This window comes from Microbispora sp. NPDC046933 (assembly GCF_040644635.1).
In the GTDB taxonomy this organism is placed as follows: domain Bacteria; phylum Actinomycetota; class Actinomycetes; order Streptosporangiales; family Streptosporangiaceae; genus Microbispora.
The window spans coordinates 34,665-56,321 of record NZ_JBEYWW010000009.1 but is presented as its reverse complement, the minus strand read 5'-3'; the positions used below and the strand labels follow the sequence as shown (position 1 = coordinate 56,321).

Genomic DNA, 21,657 nt, shown 5'->3' with positions numbered 1-21,657 from the left:
CCAATTCCTACCCGTACAGGCCGACAATCCGGCTACTCGACGCCGATGAGGAGGGGATAGCCGCCCTGCCCGCCCTCGTACACGACGATCTCCAGGTCCGGGCGGACCCGCTCCAGATGGCCGCGTACGGCGTGGAGGAGCGCCTCGGGCGCGCCGGCGCCGGTGACGAGCGTGACCAGCTCGCTGCCGCCGGAGACCAGGCGCCGGACGACCTCGACCGCGGTCGCCGCCAGGTCCGCGCCGATCAGCGCGACCTCGCCGTCCACCACCCCGAGCACGTCGCCGGGGCGGCAGATCCCGGCACTGGTCATCGCCTCGCGGTCGGCCACCCACACGTGCCCGTGGCGGGTGTGCCCGGCGGCGTCGGTCATCGCCACGATGTCGTCGTCGAAGCGGCGCAGCGGGTCGTGCACGGCCAGCGCGGCCAGGCCCTGCACCGACGCCCGGGTGGGCAGGACGCTGACCGTCACGCCCTCCTCCCTGGCGATCTCCGCGGCGGCCACGGCGACGTCGTACACGGCGGCGTCGTTGGGCAGCACCGCGACCTCGGTTCCGGCCTCGCGGACGGCCCGCAGCAGGGCCGCCGCCGTCGGGGCCGAGCCCGGCTCGCGCCACACGACCACCGCTCCCGCCTCCCGGAACAGGGCCGCCAGGCCGTCCCCGGCGGCGACCGCGACGACGCCCCTCGCCGGGCCCGGCTCGTGCGGCCGTCCCCCGAGGTGGGTCACCTTGATCCGGTGCGGGCGTCCGGCCCGCAGCCCGGCCTCGATCGCAGCGCCCGCGTCGTCCACGTGGACGTGGACGTTCCACAGGCCCTCCCCGCCGACGATCACCAGGCTGTTCCCCAGCGCGTCGAGCTCGCCCCTCAGGCGGTCCACCTCGTCCGCGCCCGCGTCCAGGAGGTACATGACCTCGTAACCGGGGCCGCCCGCGTCCTGCCGTCCGAGCTCCTCGGGAGCGATCCGCGCCGCCGGGGCGGGCACCTCGTGCCGCTCGCTGTACGCCTCGGTCACCACCTCGGCCAGGCTCTCCAGCATGATCACCAGCCCGGCCGCGCCCGCGTCCACCACGCCGTTGCGGGACAGCACGCCGAGCTGTCCCGTCGTACGGCGCAGGGCCCGCCGCGCCTCGTCCGCCGCCTGGCGGGCCACCTCGGCCAGGTCGTCGGGCGCGTCGCGTACGGCGTGCGCCGCGGCCGACAGCACGCTCAGCACCGTGCCCTCCACCGGCCGGACCACCGCCGCCCTGGCCATCTCGGCCGCCCTCGTCAGGCCGTCGCGCAGGTCGGCGCCGCCCCCCGGCGTGCACCCGAGCACCTGACCCATGCCCCTGACGGCCTGGCTGACGATCACACCGGAGTTGCCCCGCGCGCCGAGCAGGGCCCCGCGGGTCAGGGCCTCCCACGTGACGCCCGCGTCCGCGTCGCCGGGCAGCGCGTCCACCGCCTCGGCGGCCGACAGGATCGTGAGGTGCAGGTTCGTGCCGGTGTCGCCGTCGGGCACGGGGAACACGTTGAGCGCGTCGATCTCCGCCCTGGCCCGGCCGAGGGCCGCCGCGCAGTGGCGGGACCAGCGGCGCACCGCGGGGGGATCGAGCACCTTGAGCATCCGGCCGACCTTCCTTCCGCGCGCTCCAGCCCCTCGATGCGCTACCGTTGGCGGGTACGAGACTATCCCCGTTCGCCGGAGTCCCGTTTGGCGTGCACCGGCGGACATCGGATATCCTCGTGTGGCCAGCCGGTTGTCCCGGCATTGCTCGGACGAGCCGCTGCACCGGCGCCGGGCCGATCGACTGATTCAAAGGAGCGATTACCGTGGCTTCCGTCTGCGACGTCTGCGCCAAGAAGCCGATCTTCGGCAACAACATCTCCCACTCGCACCGCCGCACCCGCCGCCGCTGGAACCCCAACATCCAGACCGTGCGCGCGGTGGTCAACGGGACGCCGAAGCGGATGAACGTCTGCACCTCCTGCATCAAGGCGGGCAAGGTCTCGCGCTGACCGTCTGACTCCCACGAGAGCCCGCCACCGGATCGGTGGCGGGCTCTCGTGCTCCCGTGACCGGCCAAGGCGAGGACACGTACCGGAATATCTCCGGCACGGCGCGGTTGATCACGGTCATGGCCCAGATTCTCGTGACGGGCGCGACCGGCAACGTCGGCCGCGAAGTCGCCGCCCAGCTCGTATCCGCCGGCGTCCCGGTGCGCGCGTTCGTCCGCGACGCCCGGACGACCAGACTGCCGGAAGGCGTGGAGATCGCGGCAGGAGACCTGTCCGAACCGGAAACCCTGGAGAGGGCGCTGAGCGGGATCACGACGGTGTTCCTGGTCTGGCCCTTCCTCACGTCCGAGGGCGCGCCGGCCGTCCTCGCCACGATCGCGGGCTCCGCCCGCCGCCTCGTCTACCTGTCGTCGTCGGGCGTGAACGAGGACGCCGAGCGGCAGACCGATCCGATCAACCGGCTCCACGCCGAGATGGAGAGGCTCATCGAGGCGTCGGGCCTGGAGTGGACCATCCTGCGTGCCGACACGATCGCCTCCAACGCTCTGGGGTGGGCCGGGCAGATCCGGCAGGACGGTGTCGTACGCGGCCCCGACATCGCCCCCACGGCGGTGGTCCACCAGGCCGACGTCGCGGCCGTGGCGGCACGCGTGCTGACCGCTGAGGGGCACGTGGGCGCCACGCACGTGCTGACCGGACCACAGGTGGTGAGCAGGGCCGACCAGGTCCGCATGATCGGCGAGGCGATCGGCCGTCCGCTGCGCTTCGAGAAGGTCCCCGTGGAGGCGGCTCGGGAGCGGATGCTCGCGGACGGACGGCCGCCCGCCCTGGTCGAGGCGCTGCTGGCGAGCACGCGACGACCGCGCTCCGACCTGGTCACGTCGACGGTGGAAGAGATCACCGGAAGGCCCGCGCGGACGTTCCGGGAATGGGCCGCCGACCACGCCGGCGACTTCCGCTGACGACTCAGGCGTCCGCCCGCATCCGCCAGCCGTGGTCCACCGGGCCGATGCCCGCACCGAGCGGGAAGCCGTGCGCGATCGCCCCCGTGACGTACTCCTTCCCCCGCCGTACGGCGCCGGGCACGTCCTCGCCGAGGGCGAGGTACGACGCGATCGCGGAGGCGAGCGTGCAGCCGGTGCCGTGAGTGTGCCGGTTGTCGAGCCGCTCGGCGGTGAAGCGGTGCTCGCTCGACCCGTCGGTGAGCAGGTCCACCGGCTCCCCGGGGAGGTGGCCGCCCTTGATCAGCGCCCACTTCGGGCCGAGGGCCAGCACGGCCTCGGCGGCGCGGGGCAGGTCGCCGACGTCCTCGACCTTGACGCCCGTGAGCTGCTCGACCTCCCACAGGTTGGGGGTGACCACGGTGGCCGTCGGCAGCAGCACGCTCTTGACGGTCTCCACGGCCTCCGGCGCGAGCAGGCTGTCGCCGTGCTTGGAGACGCCGACCGGGTCCACCACGACGGGCGCGGTCACGCCGGCGAGCACCTCCGCGACGGTCTCCACGAGCGCGGACGACGCCAGCATGCCCGTCTTGATCGCCTGGGCTCCGATGTCGCCGAGGACCGAGTCGAGCTGAGCCCGCACGGCCTCGGGGGGCAGTTCCCAGTAGCCCTGCACGCCCAGTGAGTTCTGCGCCGTCACGGCCGCGATGACGCTCATGCCGTGCACGCCGAGGGCCAGCATGGTCTTCAGGTCGGCCTGGATGCCGGCGCCGCCGCCGGAGTCCGAGCCCGCGATGGTCAGGACACGTGGTGGGGTGGTCATACGACCATCCAACCAAAACGCCCGCTACTCCCCCGAAACCCCATCCCCGCACGGGCTTCGAGGGCCGGTAGCCGAACGTACCCGAAGACCGGGTCAGCCCGACGCCGCGCCTGTCCGGAGAGCGCGGATGACGGCAGGTCAGCCGCCACGACGAGGCGAGCCAGGACCGGTCACGACCGCGCGCGCCGCACAGCCGAATGCCCGGAAGGTCAGCTACGGCGCCGGGACGGGCCGGGGCCGGTCACCTCGCACCGCCCCTCGGAGAGCACGCAGTCGGCGGGTGCGGCGGACGCGCCGTCGGCGTGGATGGCCAGCGTCAGCGTGCCGCCCTCGTCCAACGAGTTCTCCGCGCTCAGGACCAGGGTGCTCCCCTGCTGCCGCCAGTCCGCCCCCTCAACCGCCGTCACCTGCCCGCCGACGGCCAGCCGGATGGTCCAGGAAGGCAGGGCCGGTCCCTCGTTGCGTACGGCGATCCGTGCCGCGTACCCGCTCTCGTCACGGTGTGTCACCGTGAACCGCACCCGGACTTCGGGACCGCCGGCGGCGGGAGCGGACTCCGTCCGCGCCGTGTCCGCGCCGGTCGTCACGCCGGTCGTCACGCCGGTCGTCGCGCCGCCGGCCGCGTCCGTGCGCGCGGTGTCCTCGGTGTTTCCCGCGTCGCCGGACGCAGCATCGCCTCCGGGCATGGTGTCCGCCGTGCCGCCCGGGGCGGCCGTGACGGCGACGGGAGCATCGCCCACCTGCGCAGACGCCTGGGCCGACGCGCGCGGGGCAGGGGTGGACGACGGGCCCCGCGTCCGCGTGCGGGCGGACGCGTGATCGCGATCCGGGCCGCCGGAGGTCGCGGTGGGACCGGAGGTGGGCCTGGGAGCCGCCGACCGGTCCTGCGCGGTGTCACCCTGCGCCGTGTCACCCTGCCCCTTGTTCCGGCCTTCGCTCTGCCCGGCACCGGTCTGGCCGGAGTCCTCCCGGCCTGACTGGTCCTGGCCGTTCCGGGCCGGGTCACCGCTCGGATCGCCGGTCGGATCGCTTGGGGCGGGCGTGCCGCCGAGGGCCTCGCCGGAGCCGGGCGCTCCGTTCGGCGCACCCGCGGCGGCGCAGTTCTCCGAGGTCGGGCAGGCCGTCGTGGGCTTCTCCATGGCCAGGGAGGTCCGCCCGGCGATCAGCCGTGCGCCGCCGGTCGTGACGCCCACGGCCAGCAGCACCGACAGCCCCGACACGAGCGCCAGCCGCCGCATGCGTCTCGGCTGCTCCGCGCGGTCGTCCCGGCGGCCCTGCCCGGGAAGGCCGCGGCCTCCGGAGCCCGGAGATGACCCCGGACCTCCGGACGATGCCAACCTCTCGGACTCCAGGCTCTCGGACTCCAGGCTCTCGGACTCCAGCCTCTCGGGCGAAAGCGCGGCGAACATCCGGGTCGTCGCCTCCGAAGGCGGCACGGGCCACGGCACAGCACCACCGGTCGTCACAGCACCGGTCGTCACACCGCCACCGGCCGTCTCCGCAGGCGGCACCGGCCAGAGCGTGTCCGTACGGCCACTCCCGGGAAGGGTCTGCGGGGTGTCAGCCGGCGTCGCCGGAGGACGGAAGGCCAGGTGGTCCGTACCGGCGGCTCTTGCGGGCGGGTCGTCCTGAACCGGGGAGGGCTGTCCCTCTCGCGCCTTGCGTCCTACCGTGTGACGGCCCATGACGGTCCTTCCTGTTGCCGACCGCCATACTTAATAACAGATTTAATACGCCTATGTCACAAATTTCACATCAACCACGGAAGTGATCCCATCCCCCTGTGGTCCAGGTCTGTCCGTCGACCCGCACCCCGCGGCCCTCCGTGACCACCCCTACACGCGTCCACTCGGGCGGCAGCCGTACCTCGGGAGGGAACGTCGCGGCCAGAGCGTGGTCGTCGCCGCCGGTCAGCACCCACTCCAGGGGGTCCGCGCCGAGCTCGCGCGCCGCCGCGGACAGCGCCTCGGGCACGGGCAGGGCGGCGGCGTCCAGCTCGACGGCCACGCCGCTCGCGTCGGCGACGTGTCCCAGGTCCTGCAGCAGGCCGTCGCTGACGTCGAGCATCGCCGTCGCGCCGAGCAGCGCGGCCCGCGGACCGCAGGCGTACGGCGGCAGGGGACGGCGGTGCGCCTCCAGGAGGGTGACGAGATCCGGGGAGCCGCCGGTCACCCCCGCACCGAGCAGGGCCAGGCCGGCCGCGGCGTATCCGAGGCGGCCCGTCACCGCGACCACGTCACCGGGACGCGCGCCCGACCGGGTCACCGGAGACCGGCCGCCGAGGTCGCCCAGCGCGGTGACGCCGAGCACGACGGTCTCCGAGCGGGCGATGTCGCCCCCCGCCACGGTCGCCCCCACCAGGTCGCACTCGTCGCGGAAGCCGTCGGTCAGGGCGTCCACCCAGTCGGCGCCGACGTCCGCGGGCAGCCCCAATCCGACCACGAGGGCGGTGGGATCGGCTCCCATGGCAACGATGTCGGAAAGGTTCTGCGCCGCCGCCTTACGGCCGATGTCGTAGCCACTCGACCAGTCGCGGCGGAAGTGCCTACCCTCGATCAGTAAATCCGTGCTCACGACGACCCGGCCGTCGGGGGCCCTCAGGACCGCGGCGTCGTCGCCGGGGCCCAGCAGTACGGCCGCGGTCTGCGGAAGACGTCCTGAAATCCGCTGAATTACTCCGAATTCGCCGAGATCTCCGACTGTGATAGCACACCCCTAGTGCATTCGAGGTACGGTTACGCTCCGGCACTGATCTCTACCCGGAGGGCGTCATGGTGCAGGCCTACATCCTTATCCAGACCGAGGTCGGCAGGGCCGCCAACGTGGCCGAGGAGATCTCCTCCATCCCCGGGGTGACGCAGGCCGAGGACGTCACCGGCCCCTACGACGTGATCGTCCGCGCCCAGGCCAACAACGTGGACGAGCTCGGCAAGCTCGTGGTGGCCCAGATCCAGGCCGTGCACGGCATCACCCGTACACTGACGTGTCCGATCGTCCACATCTGAACGGAACACGAGCCGGGGAGACGATGCGAGAGGCGAAGGGGCCCGCACGCGCCGCGTCGGGAGCCGCGGTCCTGGCGGCGCTCGCCCTGCTCGCCGGCTGCTCGTCCACCGTCCGCGTGGAGCCGCCCACGCCGACCGGCGAGGCGGCGGCGGCCTGCCGCACGCTCGACGCGGCGCTGCCGAAGACGCTCGACGGTCTCGACCGGGTCGGCTCCGAGCCCCCGTCGCCGTACGTCGCCGTCTGGGGTGACGGCCAGATCGCCCTGCGCTGCGGCGTGCCCCGGCCGGCGGCGATGGAGCCGACGGCGGAGGTCGCCGACATCAACGGCGTCGGCTGGTTCCAGGACCCGCGCCGGCCGACGCTGTTCACGTCCGTCAACCGGGTGGCGTACGTCGAGGTGACGATCGGAAAGGACCACCAGCCCGGGGCCGTGCTGGTCGACCTCGCCGGGCCGATCAAGTCGAGCATCCCCGAGTAGCTACCGCAGCCCCGCGGGCCGGCGCAGCGCGAGCTGGATCAGCCGGTCGACCAGGGCGGCGTACGGCAGGCCGGTGGCGGCCCACAGCTGCGGCGCGACCGACAGCGACGTGAAGCCCGGCATGGTGTTGATCTCGTTGACGATCAGCTCGCCGGACGGCGTGTAGAAGAAGTCGACCCGCGACAGGCCCTCGCAGCCGAGCGCCTCGAACGCGCGCACGGCCATGGACCGCACCGTCTCCGCCACCTCGGCGGGGATGTCGGCCGGCACCTGGAGCGCCATCTGGTCGGGGTAGTACTTGGCCTCGAAGTCGAAGAACTCGCGCTCGCCCCGGACGAGCACCTCGCCGGGGACGCTCGCCTCGGGGGCGTCGTCGCCGAGCGACTCCAGCACCGCGCACTCGACCTCCCGGCCGACGATGGCGGCCTCGACCAGCACCTTCGGGTCGTGCTCGCGGGCGAGTTCGATCGCCGCCTCCAGCGACTCGGGGTCGTGCGCCTTGGAGATGCCCTGCGACGACCCGGCCCGGGACGGCTTGACGAACACCGGCCAGCCCAGTTCCTCGATCTCCTTGAGCACCCGGCCGCGGTCGAGCCGCCAGTCGCGGTCGCGTACGACCACGAACGGGCCGACCGGCAGCCCGGCGGCGCGCAGCACGAGCTTCATGTACGCCTTGTCCATGCCGACCGCGCTGGCCAGCACACCGGAGCCCGCGTAGCGGACACCGGCCATTTCCAGCAGGCCCTGGATCGTCCCGTCCTCGCCGAACGGGCCGTGCAGCATGGGGAACACGACGTCCACCCGGCCGAGCGCGCGCGGGATCTCACCGGGTTCGAGGGCCACGAGGGCGCCGGAGTCCCCGGGGAGCGCGAGCGCCGTGCCGGAATCGTCCACGACGGGCAGGCGGCCGGACTCGATCGCGTAGGACTGGTTGCTCGACGCCAGCACCCAGCGTCCGTCCTGGGCGATGCCGATGGGGATGACCTCGTACTTCGACCGGTCGATGGCCTCCAGCACACTGCCCGCGCCCATCAGGGATACGGCGTGCTCGGAGTTGCGGCCGCCGAAGACGACTGCCACGCGCACGCGTGACGGGGACTCGCGATCCTCATTCATGATGCCCGAATCTACCGTGTTCGAGGGGCAAAACGGCTTGTCAGCCGCGCGTCGCGAGCCGCCGGGTCTCGTGATCAGACACCGTAGCGCTCCGGCTTGGGCGTGCGCGACATCAGCAGCATGGCGGCCTCACCGGGGGTCATGCCGTCGTGGACGACGCCGACGACCACCTCCGTGATGGGCATCTCCACATCGTGCTTCCTGGCGAGTTCGAGCACCGACTCGCACGACTTGACCCCCTCGGCCGTCTGCTTCGTCGCGGCCACGACCTCGGCCATCGTCATGCCTCGGCCGAGGTTCTCGCCGAAGGTGCGGTTGCGCGACAGCGGCGAGGTGCAGGTCGCGACGAGGTCGCCCATTCCGGCCAGGCCGGCGAAGGTGTGCTGGTCCGCCCCGAGCGCCGCGCCCAGCCGGGCGATCTCGGCCAGCCCGCGCGTCATGAGCGTCGCCCGCACGTTGTCGCCCAGGCCCATCCCGACGGCGACCCCGACGGCCAGCGCGATGACGTTCTTGACCGCGCCGCCGAGTTCGACGCCCACCACGTCCGGATTCGTGTAGGTCCGGAACCACGGCAGGTGGCACGCCTCCTGGAGCCGGGCGGCCACCTCCTCGTCGGAGCAGGCGACGACGGCCGCGGCGGGCTGCCGCTGGGCCAGTTCGGGCACCAGGTTGGGCCCGGAGACCACGGCCACCCGGCGCTCCGGCACCTCGGCCACCTCGCAGACGACCTCGCTCATCCGCTTGCAGGTGCCGAGCTCGACACCCTTCATCAGGCTGACCAGCACGGCCTCGGGCGGGATGTGGGGCTTCCACACCCGGAGGTTGGCGCGCAGCGTCTGGGACGGCACCGCGAGGACCACGAAGTCCGCGCCGTCCATGGCCTCGGCGGGATCAGTCGTGGCGCGGATCGTGTCGGGCAGCCGCGTCCCCGGCAGATACTCGGGGTTCTCGTGGGTCTCGTTGATCGCGTCGACGATCTCCGCCCGCCTGCCCCACAGGGTCGTGGAGGTGCCGGCCTCGGCGAGGATCATCGCGAACGTGGTGCCCCACGAGCCCGTACCGAAAACAGCCGCCCTGGTCACTGGCCGCACCACTCCTCTTGCTCCGCGCGCTCCCCCTCACCGTACGCTCCGCTCAGCCGTTGGCCGCGTTCTTGGGGTCATAAGGGACCTCTGGCGCCTTCTCGTCGCGAATATCGGCGAGCAGGTCCGTGATGGCGGCCGTGATGTCCGCGGTCGCGTCGCGCAGGACCGAGCCGCGCAGGGGCTGCCCGGCGTACTTGGACAGGTCGACCGGCGGCCCGGCCAGCACGTGGAACGTCTTGCGGGGCAGCAGCCGGGGCTTCTTCTCCCCGTACGGCAGCAGCTCCTGGGCACCCCAGTGGGCGATCGGGATGACCGGCACGCCGGTCGCGAGGGCCAGCCGGGCGACTCCGGTCTTGCCGGCCATCGGCCACAGCTCGGGATCGCGGGTGATCGTGCCCTCGGGATAGAACAGGATGCAGGCGCCCTTCCGCAGCCGCTCCTCGGCGGTCTTGAGCGACTTGGTGGCCTCGGTGCTGTTCCGCTCGACCGGGATGGCCTGGAGCTGGGCGACGGCGTGGCCCAGCAGGGGAACCCGGAAGATCCCCGCCTTCGCCAGGATCGTCGGCCACCGCCCGTTGTTGTACAGGTAGTGCGCGAGCAGCACGGGGTCGGACCACGACAGATGGTTGGCCGCGATGATCAGACCGCCGGTGCGGGGGATGTGCTCCCCGCCGCGCCACCTCCGCTTCACGAACAGCCGTGAGAGCGGCTTGACGACGACGACCGCGAGCGTCTCCCAGAAGCGCGGCGGCCGGCCGGCACGCCGGCTCACCGTGCCGACGGTGGGCACTGCGGGGGTGGTCGAGTCGGACGAGGGCTCGCTGGGGTGGCTCACAGGGTCTCCAAAATCACCGGGATCCGGGTCAAGTCTCCCGGTTGGCCATGGGCGATGTCGAGGCGGGATGCTACAGGCATGCACCTCGCGCGATGGTCAATAGTGGTCCCGGTGAAGACCCTGATCCGGGCCAAGACACGGCTCGCGGCGGCGGCCGGGCCGCACCGGACCGATCTGGCGGTCGCGGTGGCCTCCGACACCGTGGCGGCGGCGCTGCGGTGCCGGCTGGTGGCGCGCGTGGTGGTCGTGACGGCCGACCCGCTGCCCGCGCGGCGGCTGGCCGCGCTCGGAGCCCATGTGGTGGCCGATCCCGACCGGGGGCTGAACACCGCCCTGCGGGCCGGCGCGGAGGAGGCCGTACGGCTCGCGCCGGACGACGCCGTCGGCGCCCTGCAGGCCGACCTGCCCGCCCTGCGGACTGAGGAGCTGGAGACGGTGCTCGCGGCGGCGGCGGAGTTCGACCAGGCGTTCGTCCCCGACGCCGCCGAGGTGGGCACGACGTTCTACGCCGTACGGCCGGGCGTGTCCTTCCGGCCGGGGTTCGGCGGCGAGTCGAGGGCCAGGCACCTGTCCCGGGGGGCCAAGGAACTGACCCCGCCCGGGATCGCGTCCGTGCGCAGGGACGTGGACACGGTGGAGGACCTGCGTGACGCCCTGGCCCTGGGCGTCGGCCCCGCGACCGCCGAGGTCGCGGCCCGGATCCTCGGCGGCGCGGCCCCGCGGCAATAGGGGCGGGAGCCGGTCGGCCGGTGAGCCGCCCGCCCTGCTGACCATCCCGCCGATCCGGCGGGCGGACGTGAACGGCGGAGGCGGACACACGAACGGTGACCACGCCGAGCCCCCGCTCCGGCGTGGTCACCCGCGATGTCGTGTCAGTGGGCCGCCTCCGCGTTCTCGCGGGCCTGCCTGGGCAGGAGGAAGGCCACCGCGAACGTCACGACCAGCATTCCGGCGACCACCCAGAGAGTGACCTTGATCGCCTGGTCGAAGCTCACCGCGCTCGGCACGCCGCCGAGCAGGTCGAAGAAGACCGTGCCGAGCAGGGCGTAGCCGAACGCGCTGCCGAGCTGCTGCACGGCCGTCAGCGTGCCGGAGGCGGAGCCCGTCTCGTGCTCCTCCACGCCGGCGAGCACGATGTCGAAGAACGGCGACATCAGCAGGCCCATGCCGATCCCGGCCACCACGAGGGCCGGGGCGAGCTGCCAGGGGTTCGGGTGCGTGCCGGTGATGTTCAGCGTGAGCAGCACGCCGCCCACGCCGAGCGCCATGACGAGGGTGCCGCCCTGGAGGAGCTTTCGGCCGAACTTCTGGAGGGGCTGCGCGAACCCGAATCCGACGATCATGCCCGCCGACCACGGGGCCATCGCCAGACCGGCCTTGAGCGCCGAGTAGCCGAGCCCCATCTGGGTGTAGAGGTTGAAGGCCATCATGAACCCGGCCATGCCGGAGAAGAACACGATGCCGGTGAACAGGCCGCCGGTGAACGCGCGCTTGCGGAACAGGCTCGGCACGATCAGCGGGTCGCCGCCGGAACGGCTGCGGCGCGACTGGAACAGGCCGAAGACGGCGAAGACGACGACCGAGGCGGCGAGCATGACGAACGCCCAGACAGGCCAGTCGTGCTCCCTGCCCTGCACCAGCGGGTAGATCACCAGGAAGCCGCCCAGGGACGCGAGCACCACCCCGCCCACGTCGAGGCGCAGCGGGTGGGGCGACCGCGACTCCGGCAGGAAGCGCATCCCGGCGGCCAGCGCGGCGAGACCCAGCGGCAGGTTCACAAGGAAGATCATCCGCCAGCCGGTGCCCCAGAAGTCGGCCTCGACCAGCCAGCCCGCGAGGATCGGGCCTCCGACCGCGGACAGCCCCATGACCGGCCCGAACATGCCGAACGCCTTGCCCATCTCCGCGGGCGGGAACATCTCCTTGATCATGCCGAGCCCCTGCGGCAGCATGACCGAGCCGAACAGGCCCTGGATCACCCGGGCGCCGATGAGCACCTCGGGCGACTGGGCGACGGCGCACAGCAGGGATCCGGCGGTGAAGCCGGCGGCGCCGATCAGGAACATCCGCTTGCGGCCGAAGATGTCCCCCAGCCTGCCGCCCGTGATCAGGCCGACGGCCATCGCCAGCGTGTAGGCGGCGCCCATCCACTGGATGGTTCCCTCCGAGCCGCCGAGGTCGGCGCGCATGCTCGGCGCCGCGATGTTGGTGACGGTCGCGTCGAGGAGGTCCATGACCTCCCCGGCGAGGATCACGAACAGAGCCGCCCAGCGCCAGCGGTACGGCGCCCCGGTCGCCGGTGCCGCCGGCGCGGTCGCCGTGATGGGTTCCGTCATCGCCCCTCCTTGGGAACTGAACAGTGTTCATAGTAAAGTGAGCGCTGTTCTACCACCGAGCAGTGTTCAGCGCCAAGTTCGATGTTCGCCACGATATATCTCGTTTGCCGGACGCACAAGATATATCTCGTTGTGCGAGCGGTGTTCGTGAAGACGGAGCGGTGTTCACTAGCATGGGCGGAACAGCGGGAGGTCCTTCATGACGCAGCCGGACATGCCCACACCGCCGTGGGAACGTCCGCCGAAGCGACGCGCGCCGGCTCGGGTGCCCCTCACCCGTGAGCGGATCGTCGACGCCGCCTTCACGGTCCTCGACAGGGAGGGCTACGACCGGCTGAGCATGCGGCAGGTGGCCGCCGAGCTCGGCGTCGCCGTCTCGGCGCTGTACGTCCACGTACGCGACAAGGACGAGCTGCTGCAGCTCATGTACACCCGGATGTTCGAGGGCTACGAGGTGCCCGAGCCGGACCCCGAGCGCTGGCGGGAGCAGGTCAAGGATTTCGCCCGCCAGGCGCGTGAGCGGCTGCTGAGCCGTCGCGATCTGGCGAAGCTCGCGATGGGGCACGTGCCGTTCACGCCGGAGCTGCTCCCCTACGTCGAGCGGCTGATGGCCGTCCTCGGCGCCGCCGGGATGCCGCGGCGGGTTCTGGCAGTCTCCGGCGACATGCTGTCCACGTACATCAACGGGTTCGCGCTGGAGGAGAGCCTCTGGCAGCAGCGCTACCGCGAGACCGACACCTCGTGGCACAAGCTGCGCGAGGAGGTCAACGAGTACTTCGCCTCGCTGCCGCCCGACCGGTTCCCGAACCTGGTGGCGCTCTCCGACATCATGATGGACGAGTCGAACGACTACCGGTTCGAGCTCGGCCTGGAGATCATTCTGCGCGGCCTCGCCTCCTACGTCGGCGAGCCGGACCCCGACGAGGAGCACGAGGAGAGCTAGGAGACCTCGCGGATCCTCGGCGCGAGCAGGATCGGCAGGTGGGCGAGCGTGTAGGCCCCGCAGGCGACCCAGAAGGCGACGCGCACCCCGGCGAGCTGGCCGAGCGTGCCCGCCAGCAGGCCGCCGAGCGGCATCGGGCCCCACATCAGGAACCGCATGGTGGCGCTCAGGCGGCCCAGCAGGTGCGGTGGGCAGATCGACTGGCGGTAGGCTCCCTGCGCCACGCTGAAGACCGTGGTCGCCACCCCACTGGCCGCCAGGGCCACGGGCAGGATCAGCAGGCGGGGGCCCGCCGCCGTCAGCGCGACCGGGGCGATGCACACCGTGGCCGCCCACGCCGAGGCGTACATGGCCCGGCCGGTTCCCAGGCGGGCCGCGATCCGCGGGGCGAGCCAGGCGCCGGCCACCCCGCCCACCGCGCCGGCCGACAGCAGCGCGCCGTACGTGCCGGGGCTCGTGCCGACCTCGCGGACGAGGTAGAGCGGCACCGTGGCCGACCACAGGCCGAACGAGAGCATCACCAGCGCCCCGACGGCGGCGACCCGGCGCAGGACGGGCTGCCCAGCGACGAACCGGAGTCCTTCGGCGATCTCCGACCACAGCCGCCTCCCACCTCGGGCGTCCCTCCCGCCGGGCCTCTCGCCGGGCTGCTCGTCCCCACGCCCCTCGCCCGCCCGTACGCCGAGGAGCAGCAGCGCGGACGCCGCGTAGCTCAGGGCGTCGGCGACCACCGCGATCGGGGCGGTGAGCGCCTGCACCAGCCATCCGCCGATCCCCGGGCCCGCGAGCTGCGAGAGCGACTGGTTGGCGGCGAGCGTGCCGTGCCCGCGGGCGAGATCCCCCCGGCCGACAATGGACGGCAGGTAGCTCTGGTGGGCGACGTCGAAGAAGACCGTGCACAGCCCGTTCAGCAGGGCCACGGCGTACATCTGGGGCAGGCCGAGCACGCCGGGCACGGCCGCGGCGGGGATCGACAGCAGCGCCAGCGCGCGGACCACGTCAGCGGCGACCAGGACCGGACGGCGCCGCACCCGGTCCACCCATGCTCCGGCCGGCAGGCCGACCAGCAGGAACGCCGCCATCTCCGCGGCGGTGAGCAGCCCCACCTGGAACGGGCTCGCGTGGAGGGTGAGCGCCGCCGTGAGCGGCAGGGCGACCAGGGAGACCTCGCTGCCGAGTTTGCTGATCGCGTCGGCCCCGGCATATCGCCGGAAGTCGCGGACGCGCCACAGGCTCCTCGGTGCCGCCTCGGTCATGGGCGGACATGCTGGCAGCCGGAAGATCTACCGGTCAAAGGGATTTCCGCAGGCGGCGGTAGGCTGGCGGCGTGCAGGCGACGGTGCAGAGCTTCGACCCCGCGAGCCGCTCGGGCTGGGTCTTCCTCGACGACGGCACCCGGGTCCCGTTCGACGGCGAGGCGTTCGACGCCGGACCGCTGCGGCACCTGCGCCCCGGCCAGCGGGTCGCCCTCGTCATGGCGGACGGCCGCGTCACCTACGTGACGCTCTCCACATTCCCGGCACCCTGAGTTCCCGGCACCCTGAGTTCCCGGCACCCTGGGTTTCCGACAAACCGGCGCGTCAGACCGTCTTGATCGCTCCTCCGTCGATCACCAGGTCAGCGCCGTTGACGCTCGCCGCGTGCGGCGAGGCGAGGTAGGTCACGAGGGCTGCCACCTCCGCCGGCTCGACCAGCCGTCCCGTGGTCATGCCCGTCTGGGCCGGCAGCCCGGCCAGCAACTGCTCGTGCGGCACGCCCAGCGCCGCCGCCAGCTCGGCGCCGTAGCCGCCGGGCGCCTCCAACAGCGCGGTGCGGACCGGGCCGGGGGAGACCGTGTTCACCCGCACCCCCTGCGGCCCGAACTCCTCCGCCAGGGCCTTGCCGAACGCGGTGAGCGCCGCCTTCGCCGTGGTGTACGGCACCGGGCCGGCGTGCGGCATGCGGGCGCCGTTCGAGGAGATGTTCACGATCACGCCGCGGCGGCGCAGGACGCCGGGCAGCGCGGCGCGGGTCGTGCGGACGGCGGCGAAGAAGTTGAGCTCGAACCACGAGAGCCACTCGTCGTCCGCGAAGCCGAGGAATCCCCGGACGGCGTTCGCACCGGGGTCCCCACCGCCCACGTTGTTGACCAGCAGGTCGAGGTCCTCCCCCAGCTCGGCGACCGCGCGCTCGACCAGGTGCGCCGGGCCCTCGGGCGTCGAGAGGTCCACCGGCACGGCGATCGCGCCGGTCTCCTTCAGCTCCAGGGTGACGTTCCGCGCCGCCGCCACCACGCGGACGCCCTCCGCGGCGAGCGCGGCGACGGTCGCCAGCCCGATGCCGCGGCTGGCACCCGTCACCAGCGCCGTACGTCCCTTGAGTCCCATGTCCATGCCGAATCCCTCCGCACTAGTCGCGACTTCGATGACGCGAAAACACTATTACTCGCGACACACTTGTTGCAAGTACTGGGTTAACTGGAGCCCTCCGGTAGCATGTAGCGGTGACGACAGCCCAGCAGTCTTCGCGACAGGGGAAGCGTCCGCTCCGGGCCGATTCCGAGCGGACGGTGCGGACGATCCTCGAGGCGGCCGAGCGCGTGTTCGCCGCCAATCCGGCGGCGACCATGGAGCAGGTCGCCCAGGCGGCCGGAGTCGCCCGCACGACCGTCCACCGTCGTTTCGCCACCCGCGAGGCGCTCCTGGAGGAGCTCACCGGCTGGGCCGCCCGCCAGTTCGCCGAGGCCGTCGAATCGGCCCGCGCGGACACCGCCCCGCCTCTCGTCGCGCTCTACCAGGTCACCGCCAACGTCCTGCGCGTGAAGACGGACTGGTGGTTCGCCATGAACCGCACGGCCGACGACGCCCATCCCGAGGCCGCCCGCGTGCACGCCGAGATCCGCGACGACTGCGAGCGGCTGTTCCGCCGGGCCCGCGAGGCGGGTGTGCTGCGTGCCGACGCCGACCTCGACTGGACCCGCCGCGTCTACTACGCCCTCATCCACGAGGCCGCCGCGGAGGCGGCGTCCGCGGGCGGGGACGCCGAGGCACTCGCGACCCGGGTCGTGGACACCCTGCTGCGCGGATTCGGCTCCCCCACCGCGCCGGTCATCGCCTGACCTGTCCCCTGACCAGGGCGGGTTTGACCCGGTGCCCCGACCGGAGGTGTACTGGAGGGGCAGGCACCTCGTTCGGTGAGGCGTCTGCGCGGACACAGGCCACTGACCCTCCTCGTCGAGAGACGTCCCGGGTCAGGACAGGTCTCCCCGGCTTAAGGGGTGACCCCAGGTGGCTTCCCTCCGAGGGATCACGCCGCGCAGTGCCAAAGCTCTTACGTGAGGGGTGCGAATCGACAGGCGCCACCGGCGGGCATCTGCCGTGCCATGAGTGTCGCCGCACGACCGTGAGGAGGTGGTCGGGATGACTTCCGGCAGTAGTCCACAACCGTCCCATCCCGTCACCTTCCCCGGCACGACGCGAGGCTCCGGCGTCGTCGAGGCGGCCGCCGCCCGCTGTCAGGCCAGGTGACGGGTTCTCATCCGTGCCGGACGTCCGGCACGAGACAGGAGGTCCGTCATGACGATCACGATTTCCGTTCCGTTCGCGCTGCCGCACATCCTGGCCCGGACGGCCCGTGTCCTGTTCCCCGTCCTGATGCCACTCGCCCTCGCGCTGGTGGGTTCCGCCGAGGCGGGGATCGGCCTGCAGGTCGGCCTGGAGATCGGGCTGGTGGTTCTCCGGCACCTGCTGGGAATGTGAGATGAACCGGGCTCCGGGCGCCCGCCGGCGGCGCGATGCCGTGGCGAGCGTCCGGCGGGGCCCGCGGCGGGGCGGAATCTATGTCCTCACCCGGCTGGCCCGGGACTCCAGGTAGCGCCGCTCGGCGATGCTGGCGGTGGACCTCGCGGCGCGCCGGTAGTGCTCGTACGCCCCGGCCAAGTCGCCGGCCTTCTCCAGTAGATGCGCCCGTACGGACAGCAGCCGGTGATGCCCGGCCATCCGCTCGTCACCGTCCAGAGTGGACAGCAGGGCCAGCCCGGCCGGTGGGCCCTCGGTCTCGGCGAGCGCGATCGCCCGGTTGAGTGTGACCACCGGGTTGGGCGCGATCCGCTCCAGGATCAGGTAAAGGGCGTGCACCTGCGGCCAGTCGGTCTCCTCGGCCGTGGCCGCGTCGGCGTGCGTGGCGGCGATGGCGGCCTGCAGCTGGTAGGGCCCCAGCGCCGGGCCCGCCAGCGACGCCTTGACCAGTGCGGTGCCCTCGTCGATCAGCGCGCGGTCCCACTTCGTACGGTCCTGCTCGTCCAGCGGGACCAGGTCGCCGGCCGCCGTCGTACGGGCCTCCCGGCGGGCGTGGGTCAGCAGCATCAGCGCGAGCAGCCCGGTCACCTCGCCGTCCTCGGGCAGCTGGGCGTGCACCATCCTGGTCAGCCGGATCGCCTCGTGCGCAAGATCGGCGCGGTGCAGCTCGCTGCCCGAGGAGGCGGTGTAGCCCTCGTTGAAGATCAGATAGAGCACGTGCAGGACGACCCGGAGCCGCTCCTGGAGCTGCGCGCCGTCCGGGAGGCTGAACGAGCTGCCGGCGGCCTTGACGCGCTGCTTGGCCCGGCTGATCCTGGCCGCCATCGTGGCCTCCGGCACCAGGAACGCGCGGGCGATCTCGGCGGTGGTCAGGCCGCCGACCGCCCGCAGCGTCAGGGCGATCTGGGAGGCCGCGGTCAGCGTGGGATGGCAGCACAGGAACAGCAGGACGAGCGTGTCGTCGGTGTCCGGCACGTCCTCCGGCGTCACCTCGACGGCGGCCGTCGCCGACTCCCGCTCGCGGCGCGCGTGGTCGCTGCGCATCTGGTCGATGAGCCGCCGGGACGCGACGGTCACCAGCCAGCCGCGGGGGTTGTCCGGCACTCCCTCATCCGGCCACTGCACGGCGGCGGCGAGGACGGCCTCCTGCACGGCGTCCTCGCACCCTTCGAACCGGCCGTGCCGGCGTACCAGCGCGCCGAGGACCTGCGGCGTGAGCTCACGCAGCAGGTCCTCGATGACCGGTGCTGTCATGCCTCCAATTGTCCGTCGGCGAACATGACCTGCCGCACCTCGATCCCGAGACCCTCGATCGCGGCGTCCGGGATCCGCGCGGCCAGCTCGATCGCCCGCTCCTTGTTCTCGCAGTCGATCAGGTAGAAGCCGCCCAGATACTCCTTGGACTCCAGGAAGGGGCCGTCGGTGACCACCGGCTGGCCGTTGCGCACGGACACCACCGCGGCCTGCGACGGGTCGGCCAGCGCCTGCGTGGTGATCAGCTCGCCGGACTGCTTCAGCGCCTCGATGAACCTGCCGTGGCCCTCTCCGATCGCCGCCCTCTCCTCGTCGGTCAGCGCGTCCAGCACGGCCGGGTTGATGTGCATGCCGATCAGGAACTTCATCTCGTTCTCCTCGTGGTTCGCGAGCCCCCGCCGGGCCCTTCCACCGGTTGGTCGGAGCCGCCGCCGCCGTCTTGACATGTCCCGGCGTCAGAAAACCGGCACGCGCAGCGCGATCATGGCGACGTCGTCCTCTCCCGTCACCGGCATCCCGGTGAGCAGTTCGTCGCAGAACCGGCCCAGGGGTTCGCGGGCGAGGGGCTCCGCGCACCGCCGCAACCGTTCGAGCCCGTCGCCGAGGTCCTCTCCCCGCCGCTCGATGAGGCCGTCGGTGTAGAGCAGCAGGGTGCTGCGCGGCGGCAACGGCTCCACGGCGCTGATCCACGGCTGGTCGTGGTAGAGGCCGAGGAGGGGGTTGCCCGCGTTCTGGAGGAAGCGGCCCTCCCCCTCGCCGGTCACCAGCAACGGCGGCGGGTGCCCGGCCGCCGAGTACGCCAGCTGCCACACGCCCTCGTCGTCCCTTTCGAGGCGGGTCAGGACGCAGGTCGCCGTGCTCTCGCCGTTCAGGGTCTCCAGGGCGCCGTTCAGACGCCGCAGCACGTCGCCCGGGGACTCGTCGCGGTCGACGGCGAGCGCCCGCAGCATGTTCCGCACCTGGCTCATGCACACGGCGGCGGCGAGGTCGTGCCCGGCCACGTCTCCGATGACCAGCTTGACGGCGCCGCAGGACAGCAGGAAAGCGTCGTACCAGTCCCCGCCGATCTCGGCCGCGGTCGGGCTCGCCTGATAGCGGGCGGCGAGCTCCAGGCCGGGGACCCGGGGCGGCTCGGCCAGCAGACTGTGCTGCAGGGCCAGCGCCACCCTCTGGGTGCGGCGGAACCGCAGGGCCTTGCTGACGGCGTCGTGGGTCTGGTCGAGCATCTCCCGCATCAGCCGGACGTCGTCGGACGCGATCGGCGGGCGGTCCCCGCAGGCGCCGGTCGTGACCACGGCCGCCACCTCGCCCTCGACGACGAGCGGCAGGAGGGCCAGGCTGTGCGATCCGATCTCGGCCATCCACGTCCTGACGGCCTCGGGACACGGGAACGAAGGACGGCCCGCGGGGAAGGACATGTGGACAGGGCGGCGCCGCCGTACCGCGCGCACCAGCGCGCCGTCGACGGGGTGATACTCCTTGCGCCGTGTCGGCAGTCTCGGTAATCCCCCACGTACGGCGGAGGCGACGCGCTCGGTGACGATGGGCGCGTGCGGGAGGCCGCCACTCGACTCGGGGAGCAGGTAGACGTGGCACGAGTCGGCGAGCTCCGGCACGATCACGTCGGCGAGCGCCTGGCACATCTCCTCAAGGTTGGTGATGTCGGTCGCCGCGCCCGCGGCGCGGTCCAGCAGCCGGCGGCGGCGCTCCTCCTGCCACTCCTGCTCGACGTCGGTGGAGGCGCCCACCCACTCCACCAGCGCGCCGTCCTCGTGCACCGGTACCGCCCGGAACCGGATGTGCCGGTAGGCGCCGTCGCGGGTGCGGACGCGGTAGATCTGCTCGTAGAGCGAGACCGCCTCTTCGGTGGCCTTGTCCCACGATTCCTCGGCGGGCACGCGGTCCTCGGGGTGCAAAGCCCGCAGCCAGCCGTGGCCGCGGCTCTCCTCCGCCGTCTGTCCCGTCAGCCGCTGCCAGCCCTGGCTCACCTCCCTGGCCTCGCCGTGCGGGCCGGTCACCCACACCATGTGCGCGTCCACCCACAACATGCTCTGGTAGCGGCTCCCGATGCGGCGCAGCTCCTTCTCCATGACGTGGATCCGCCGCGTGGCGGCGACCTGCGCCGTGACCTCCTGGATCACCGCCAGCAGTCCGCTCTCGCCGCCTTGGAGGGGAATCCTGGAAAGGCTCATCCGGAACAGACGCTCGCGTGGCCCGCCGCTCCGGTCCACGGTCATGGAGACCTCGTCGAGGCGCACCGCCTTCCCCGTCGTGCGGACCTCGTCGAGCACGGCGAGGACGTCCTGCCCGAGGACGTCGCGGAGGTCTTCCCGGACGGGCACCCCGATCGCCCGGTCCCCGAACATCGCCCGGAAGGCCTCGTTCGCGTACGCCAGCCGATGGTCCTGCCCTCGCGTTGCCAGGACCCCGGCCGGCGCCCGGTCGAACACCTCCACAGCCACCCTGCCGAACCGACTTCCCCGGCCGGCCGGCGTCTCAGGTTCCTGGCCGACTTGCACTGCATCTTCCCCCGGTCGAACCGTGCGCATGCGGTCGGCGGGTCCCCCGCATGCGCGCCCCGCGACTCGCCTACCTGGAGATTACACATGTTTGCGCAGGTCAGGGAGTGTGGCAACGGCGCTCGCGCGACGGGCGGCACCGGGCATACAACGACGAACGGCGCCCGGGGGCTCCGAGCGCCGTCCACTGGTGCGGGTGGAGCCGGCTACTTCTTCTTGGCAGCCTTGCCACCCGCGTTGACCTGCTCCTTGAAGTCCGCGCCAGGGCGGAACCTGGGCGCCCAGCTCTCCTCCACCTTGATCGGGTCGCCGGTGGAAGGGTTGCGGGCCGTACGGGCCGGCTTGTGCACCATCTCGAAGGCGCCGAAGCCGGTGATCGAGACCTTGTCCCCGCTCGCGACAGCGCGCTGGATGGCGTCGAGGACGGCGTTGACGGCTTCGGTCGCCGTCTTCTTGTCACCGACACGATCAGTGATCGCGTCGACGAGTTCTTTCTTGTTCATTTCGGTTTCCTCCCCCTTACGCGCTTGAAATTAGGGGACGAGG

23 protein-coding genes and 1 riboswitch are annotated in these 21,657 nt (G+C 72.4%); of the genes, 9 read left to right on the top strand and 14 right to left on the bottom strand.

Annotated features, from left to right (window positions below; genetic code table 11):
- Nucleotides 1-32: 32 nt before the first annotated feature.
- Nucleotides 33-1,607, bottom strand: a complete 1,575-nt coding sequence (locus ABZ857_RS14195; protein WP_357042717.1) for a DAK2 domain-containing protein — start codon at nucleotides 1,605-1,607, stop codon at nucleotides 33-35.
- A 206-nt stretch (nucleotides 1,608-1,813) separates the two neighbouring features.
- Between ABZ857_RS14195 and rpmB the strand changes: the two genes are divergently transcribed.
- Complete coding sequence (gene rpmB / locus ABZ857_RS14190; protein ID WP_079312702.1) at nucleotides 1,814-1,999, top strand: 50S ribosomal protein L28; 186 nt, start codon at nucleotides 1,814-1,816, stop codon at nucleotides 1,997-1,999.
- 56 nt (nucleotides 2,000-2,055) lie between these two features.
- Nucleotides 2,056-2,961 (top strand): NAD(P)H-binding protein, encoded by a 906-nt coding sequence (locus ABZ857_RS14185; protein ID WP_357042714.1) that lies wholly within the window; start codon nucleotides 2,056-2,058, stop codon nucleotides 2,959-2,961.
- Between the two features lie 4 nt (nucleotides 2,962-2,965).
- On the opposite strand, the gene thiD is transcribed toward ABZ857_RS14185, so the two are convergent.
- The 3 genes from thiD to ABZ857_RS14170 all read right to left on the bottom strand — a co-directional run bounded on the left by thiD (nucleotide 2,966) and on the right by ABZ857_RS14170 (nucleotide 6,469).
- The gene (gene thiD, locus ABZ857_RS14180; RefSeq protein ID WP_357042712.1) at nucleotides 2,966-3,763 is read right to left on the bottom strand and encodes a bifunctional hydroxymethylpyrimidine kinase/phosphomethylpyrimidine kinase; all 798 of its coding nucleotides are present in this window, start codon (nucleotides 3,761-3,763) and stop codon (nucleotides 2,966-2,968) included.
- Between the two features lie 209 nt (nucleotides 3,764-3,972).
- Nucleotides 3,973-5,001, bottom strand: a complete 1,029-nt coding sequence (locus ABZ857_RS14175) for a hypothetical protein (protein ID WP_357042709.1) — start codon at nucleotides 4,999-5,001, stop codon at nucleotides 3,973-3,975.
- Between the two features lie 517 nt (nucleotides 5,002-5,518).
- Nucleotides 5,519-6,469, bottom strand: a complete 951-nt coding sequence (locus ABZ857_RS14170; protein ID WP_357043146.1) for a thiamine-phosphate kinase — start codon at nucleotides 6,467-6,469, stop codon at nucleotides 5,519-5,521.
- Between the two features lie 65 nt (nucleotides 6,470-6,534).
- On the opposite strand from ABZ857_RS14170, the gene ABZ857_RS14165 reads away from it, so the two are divergent.
- Both ABZ857_RS14165 and ABZ857_RS14160 read left to right on the top strand, forming a co-directional pair.
- Nucleotides 6,535-6,768 (top strand): Lrp/AsnC ligand binding domain-containing protein, encoded by a 234-nt coding sequence (locus tag ABZ857_RS14165; protein ID WP_030506047.1) that lies wholly within the window; start codon nucleotides 6,535-6,537, stop codon nucleotides 6,766-6,768.
- A gap of 23 nt (nucleotides 6,769-6,791) precedes the next feature.
- Nucleotides 6,792-7,247, top strand: coding sequence for a DUF3515 domain-containing protein (locus ABZ857_RS14160; RefSeq protein ID WP_357042706.1), 456 nt, complete (start codon nucleotides 6,792-6,794; stop codon nucleotides 7,245-7,247).
- On the opposite strand, the gene ABZ857_RS14155 is transcribed toward ABZ857_RS14160, so the two are convergent.
- The 3 genes from ABZ857_RS14155 to ABZ857_RS14145 all read right to left on the bottom strand — a co-directional run bounded on the left by ABZ857_RS14155 (nucleotide 7,248) and on the right by ABZ857_RS14145 (nucleotide 10,283).
- Nucleotides 7,248-8,363 carry a D-alanine--D-alanine ligase family protein gene (locus tag ABZ857_RS14155; protein ID WP_357042703.1) on the bottom strand — a complete coding sequence of 372 codons (1,116 nt, stop codon included), beginning with the start codon at nucleotides 8,361-8,363 and terminating at the stop codon, nucleotides 7,248-7,250. It abuts the gene before it with no gap.
- A gap of 74 nt (nucleotides 8,364-8,437) precedes the next feature.
- Complete coding sequence (locus ABZ857_RS14150) at nucleotides 8,438-9,445, bottom strand: NAD(P)H-dependent glycerol-3-phosphate dehydrogenase (RefSeq protein WP_357042700.1); 1,008 nt, start codon at nucleotides 9,443-9,445, stop codon at nucleotides 8,438-8,440.
- Nucleotides 9,446-9,497: 52 nt separating this feature from the next.
- Nucleotides 9,498-10,283 (bottom strand): lysophospholipid acyltransferase family protein, encoded by a 786-nt coding sequence (locus tag ABZ857_RS14145; protein WP_357042697.1) that lies wholly within the window; start codon nucleotides 10,281-10,283, stop codon nucleotides 9,498-9,500.
- A 78-nt stretch (nucleotides 10,284-10,361) separates the two neighbouring features.
- Here ABZ857_RS14145 and cofC point away from each other — a divergent pair, with 78 nt between their 5' ends.
- A complete protein-coding gene (cofC, locus tag ABZ857_RS14140; RefSeq protein ID WP_357042694.1) occupies nucleotides 10,362-11,012 on the top strand; it encodes a 2-phospho-L-lactate guanylyltransferase in 651 nt (216 codons plus the stop codon).
- A 143-nt stretch (nucleotides 11,013-11,155) separates the two neighbouring features.
- On the opposite strand, the gene ABZ857_RS14135 is transcribed toward cofC, so the two are convergent.
- A complete protein-coding gene (locus tag ABZ857_RS14135) occupies nucleotides 11,156-12,619 on the bottom strand; it encodes an MFS transporter (protein WP_357042691.1) in 1,464 nt (487 codons plus the stop codon).
- A gap of 199 nt (nucleotides 12,620-12,818) precedes the next feature.
- On the opposite strand from ABZ857_RS14135, the gene ABZ857_RS14130 reads away from it, so the two are divergent.
- On the top strand, nucleotides 12,819-13,562 hold the full coding sequence (locus tag ABZ857_RS14130) for a TetR/AcrR family transcriptional regulator (RefSeq protein ID WP_357042689.1): 744 nt from the start codon (nucleotides 12,819-12,821) through the stop codon (nucleotides 13,560-13,562).
- Here ABZ857_RS14130 and ABZ857_RS14125 read toward each other — a convergent pair.
- Nucleotides 13,559-14,818 carry an MFS transporter gene (locus ABZ857_RS14125; RefSeq protein WP_357042685.1) on the bottom strand — a complete coding sequence of 420 codons (1,260 nt, stop codon included), beginning with the start codon at nucleotides 14,816-14,818 and terminating at the stop codon, nucleotides 13,559-13,561. The genes ABZ857_RS14130 and ABZ857_RS14125 overlap by 4 nt on opposite strands.
- Before the next feature lie 71 nt (nucleotides 14,819-14,889).
- On the opposite strand from ABZ857_RS14125, the gene ABZ857_RS14120 reads away from it, so the two are divergent.
- Complete coding sequence (locus ABZ857_RS14120) at nucleotides 14,890-15,090, top strand: hypothetical protein (RefSeq protein ID WP_357042682.1); 201 nt, start codon at nucleotides 14,890-14,892, stop codon at nucleotides 15,088-15,090.
- Nucleotides 15,091-15,142: 52 nt separating this feature from the next.
- Here the strand turns inward: ABZ857_RS14120 and ABZ857_RS14115 are convergent, their stop codons facing one another.
- Complete coding sequence (locus tag ABZ857_RS14115; RefSeq protein WP_357042679.1) at nucleotides 15,143-15,934, bottom strand: SDR family oxidoreductase; 792 nt, start codon at nucleotides 15,932-15,934, stop codon at nucleotides 15,143-15,145.
- Between the two features lie 176 nt (nucleotides 15,935-16,110).
- Between ABZ857_RS14115 and ABZ857_RS14110 the strand changes: the two genes are divergently transcribed.
- Both ABZ857_RS14110 and ABZ857_RS14105 read left to right on the top strand, forming a co-directional pair.
- Nucleotides 16,111-16,659, top strand: coding sequence for a helix-turn-helix domain-containing protein (locus tag ABZ857_RS14110; protein ID WP_357042676.1), 549 nt, complete (start codon nucleotides 16,111-16,113; stop codon nucleotides 16,657-16,659).
- A 60-nt stretch (nucleotides 16,660-16,719) separates the two neighbouring features.
- A riboswitch (M-box (ykoK) riboswitch) is annotated at nucleotides 16,720-16,889 on the top strand.
- Nucleotides 16,890-17,116: 227 nt separating this feature from the next.
- A complete protein-coding gene (locus ABZ857_RS14105) occupies nucleotides 17,117-17,299 on the top strand; it encodes a hypothetical protein (protein ID WP_357042673.1) in 183 nt (60 codons plus the stop codon).
- Nucleotides 17,300-17,377: 78 nt separating this feature from the next.
- Here the strand turns inward: ABZ857_RS14105 and ABZ857_RS14100 are convergent, their stop codons facing one another.
- From ABZ857_RS14100 to ABZ857_RS14085, 4 genes are all read right to left on the bottom strand, one after another.
- On the bottom strand, nucleotides 17,378-18,592 hold the full coding sequence (locus ABZ857_RS14100) for a DUF6596 domain-containing protein (protein ID WP_357042670.1): 1,215 nt from the start codon (nucleotides 18,590-18,592) through the stop codon (nucleotides 17,378-17,380).
- Nucleotides 18,589-18,960 (bottom strand): YciI family protein, encoded by a 372-nt coding sequence (locus ABZ857_RS14095; protein WP_357042667.1) that lies wholly within the window; start codon nucleotides 18,958-18,960, stop codon nucleotides 18,589-18,591. The genes ABZ857_RS14100 and ABZ857_RS14095 overlap by 4 nt, the downstream gene beginning before the upstream one ends.
- A gap of 87 nt (nucleotides 18,961-19,047) precedes the next feature.
- Nucleotides 19,048-21,054, bottom strand: a complete 2,007-nt coding sequence (locus ABZ857_RS14090) for a SpoIIE family protein phosphatase (RefSeq protein ID WP_357042664.1) — start codon at nucleotides 21,052-21,054, stop codon at nucleotides 19,048-19,050.
- 263 nt (nucleotides 21,055-21,317) lie between these two features.
- Nucleotides 21,318-21,614, bottom strand: a complete 297-nt coding sequence (locus ABZ857_RS14085) for an HU family DNA-binding protein (protein ID WP_357042661.1) — start codon at nucleotides 21,612-21,614, stop codon at nucleotides 21,318-21,320.
- Nucleotides 21,615-21,657: the final 43 nt, after the last annotated feature.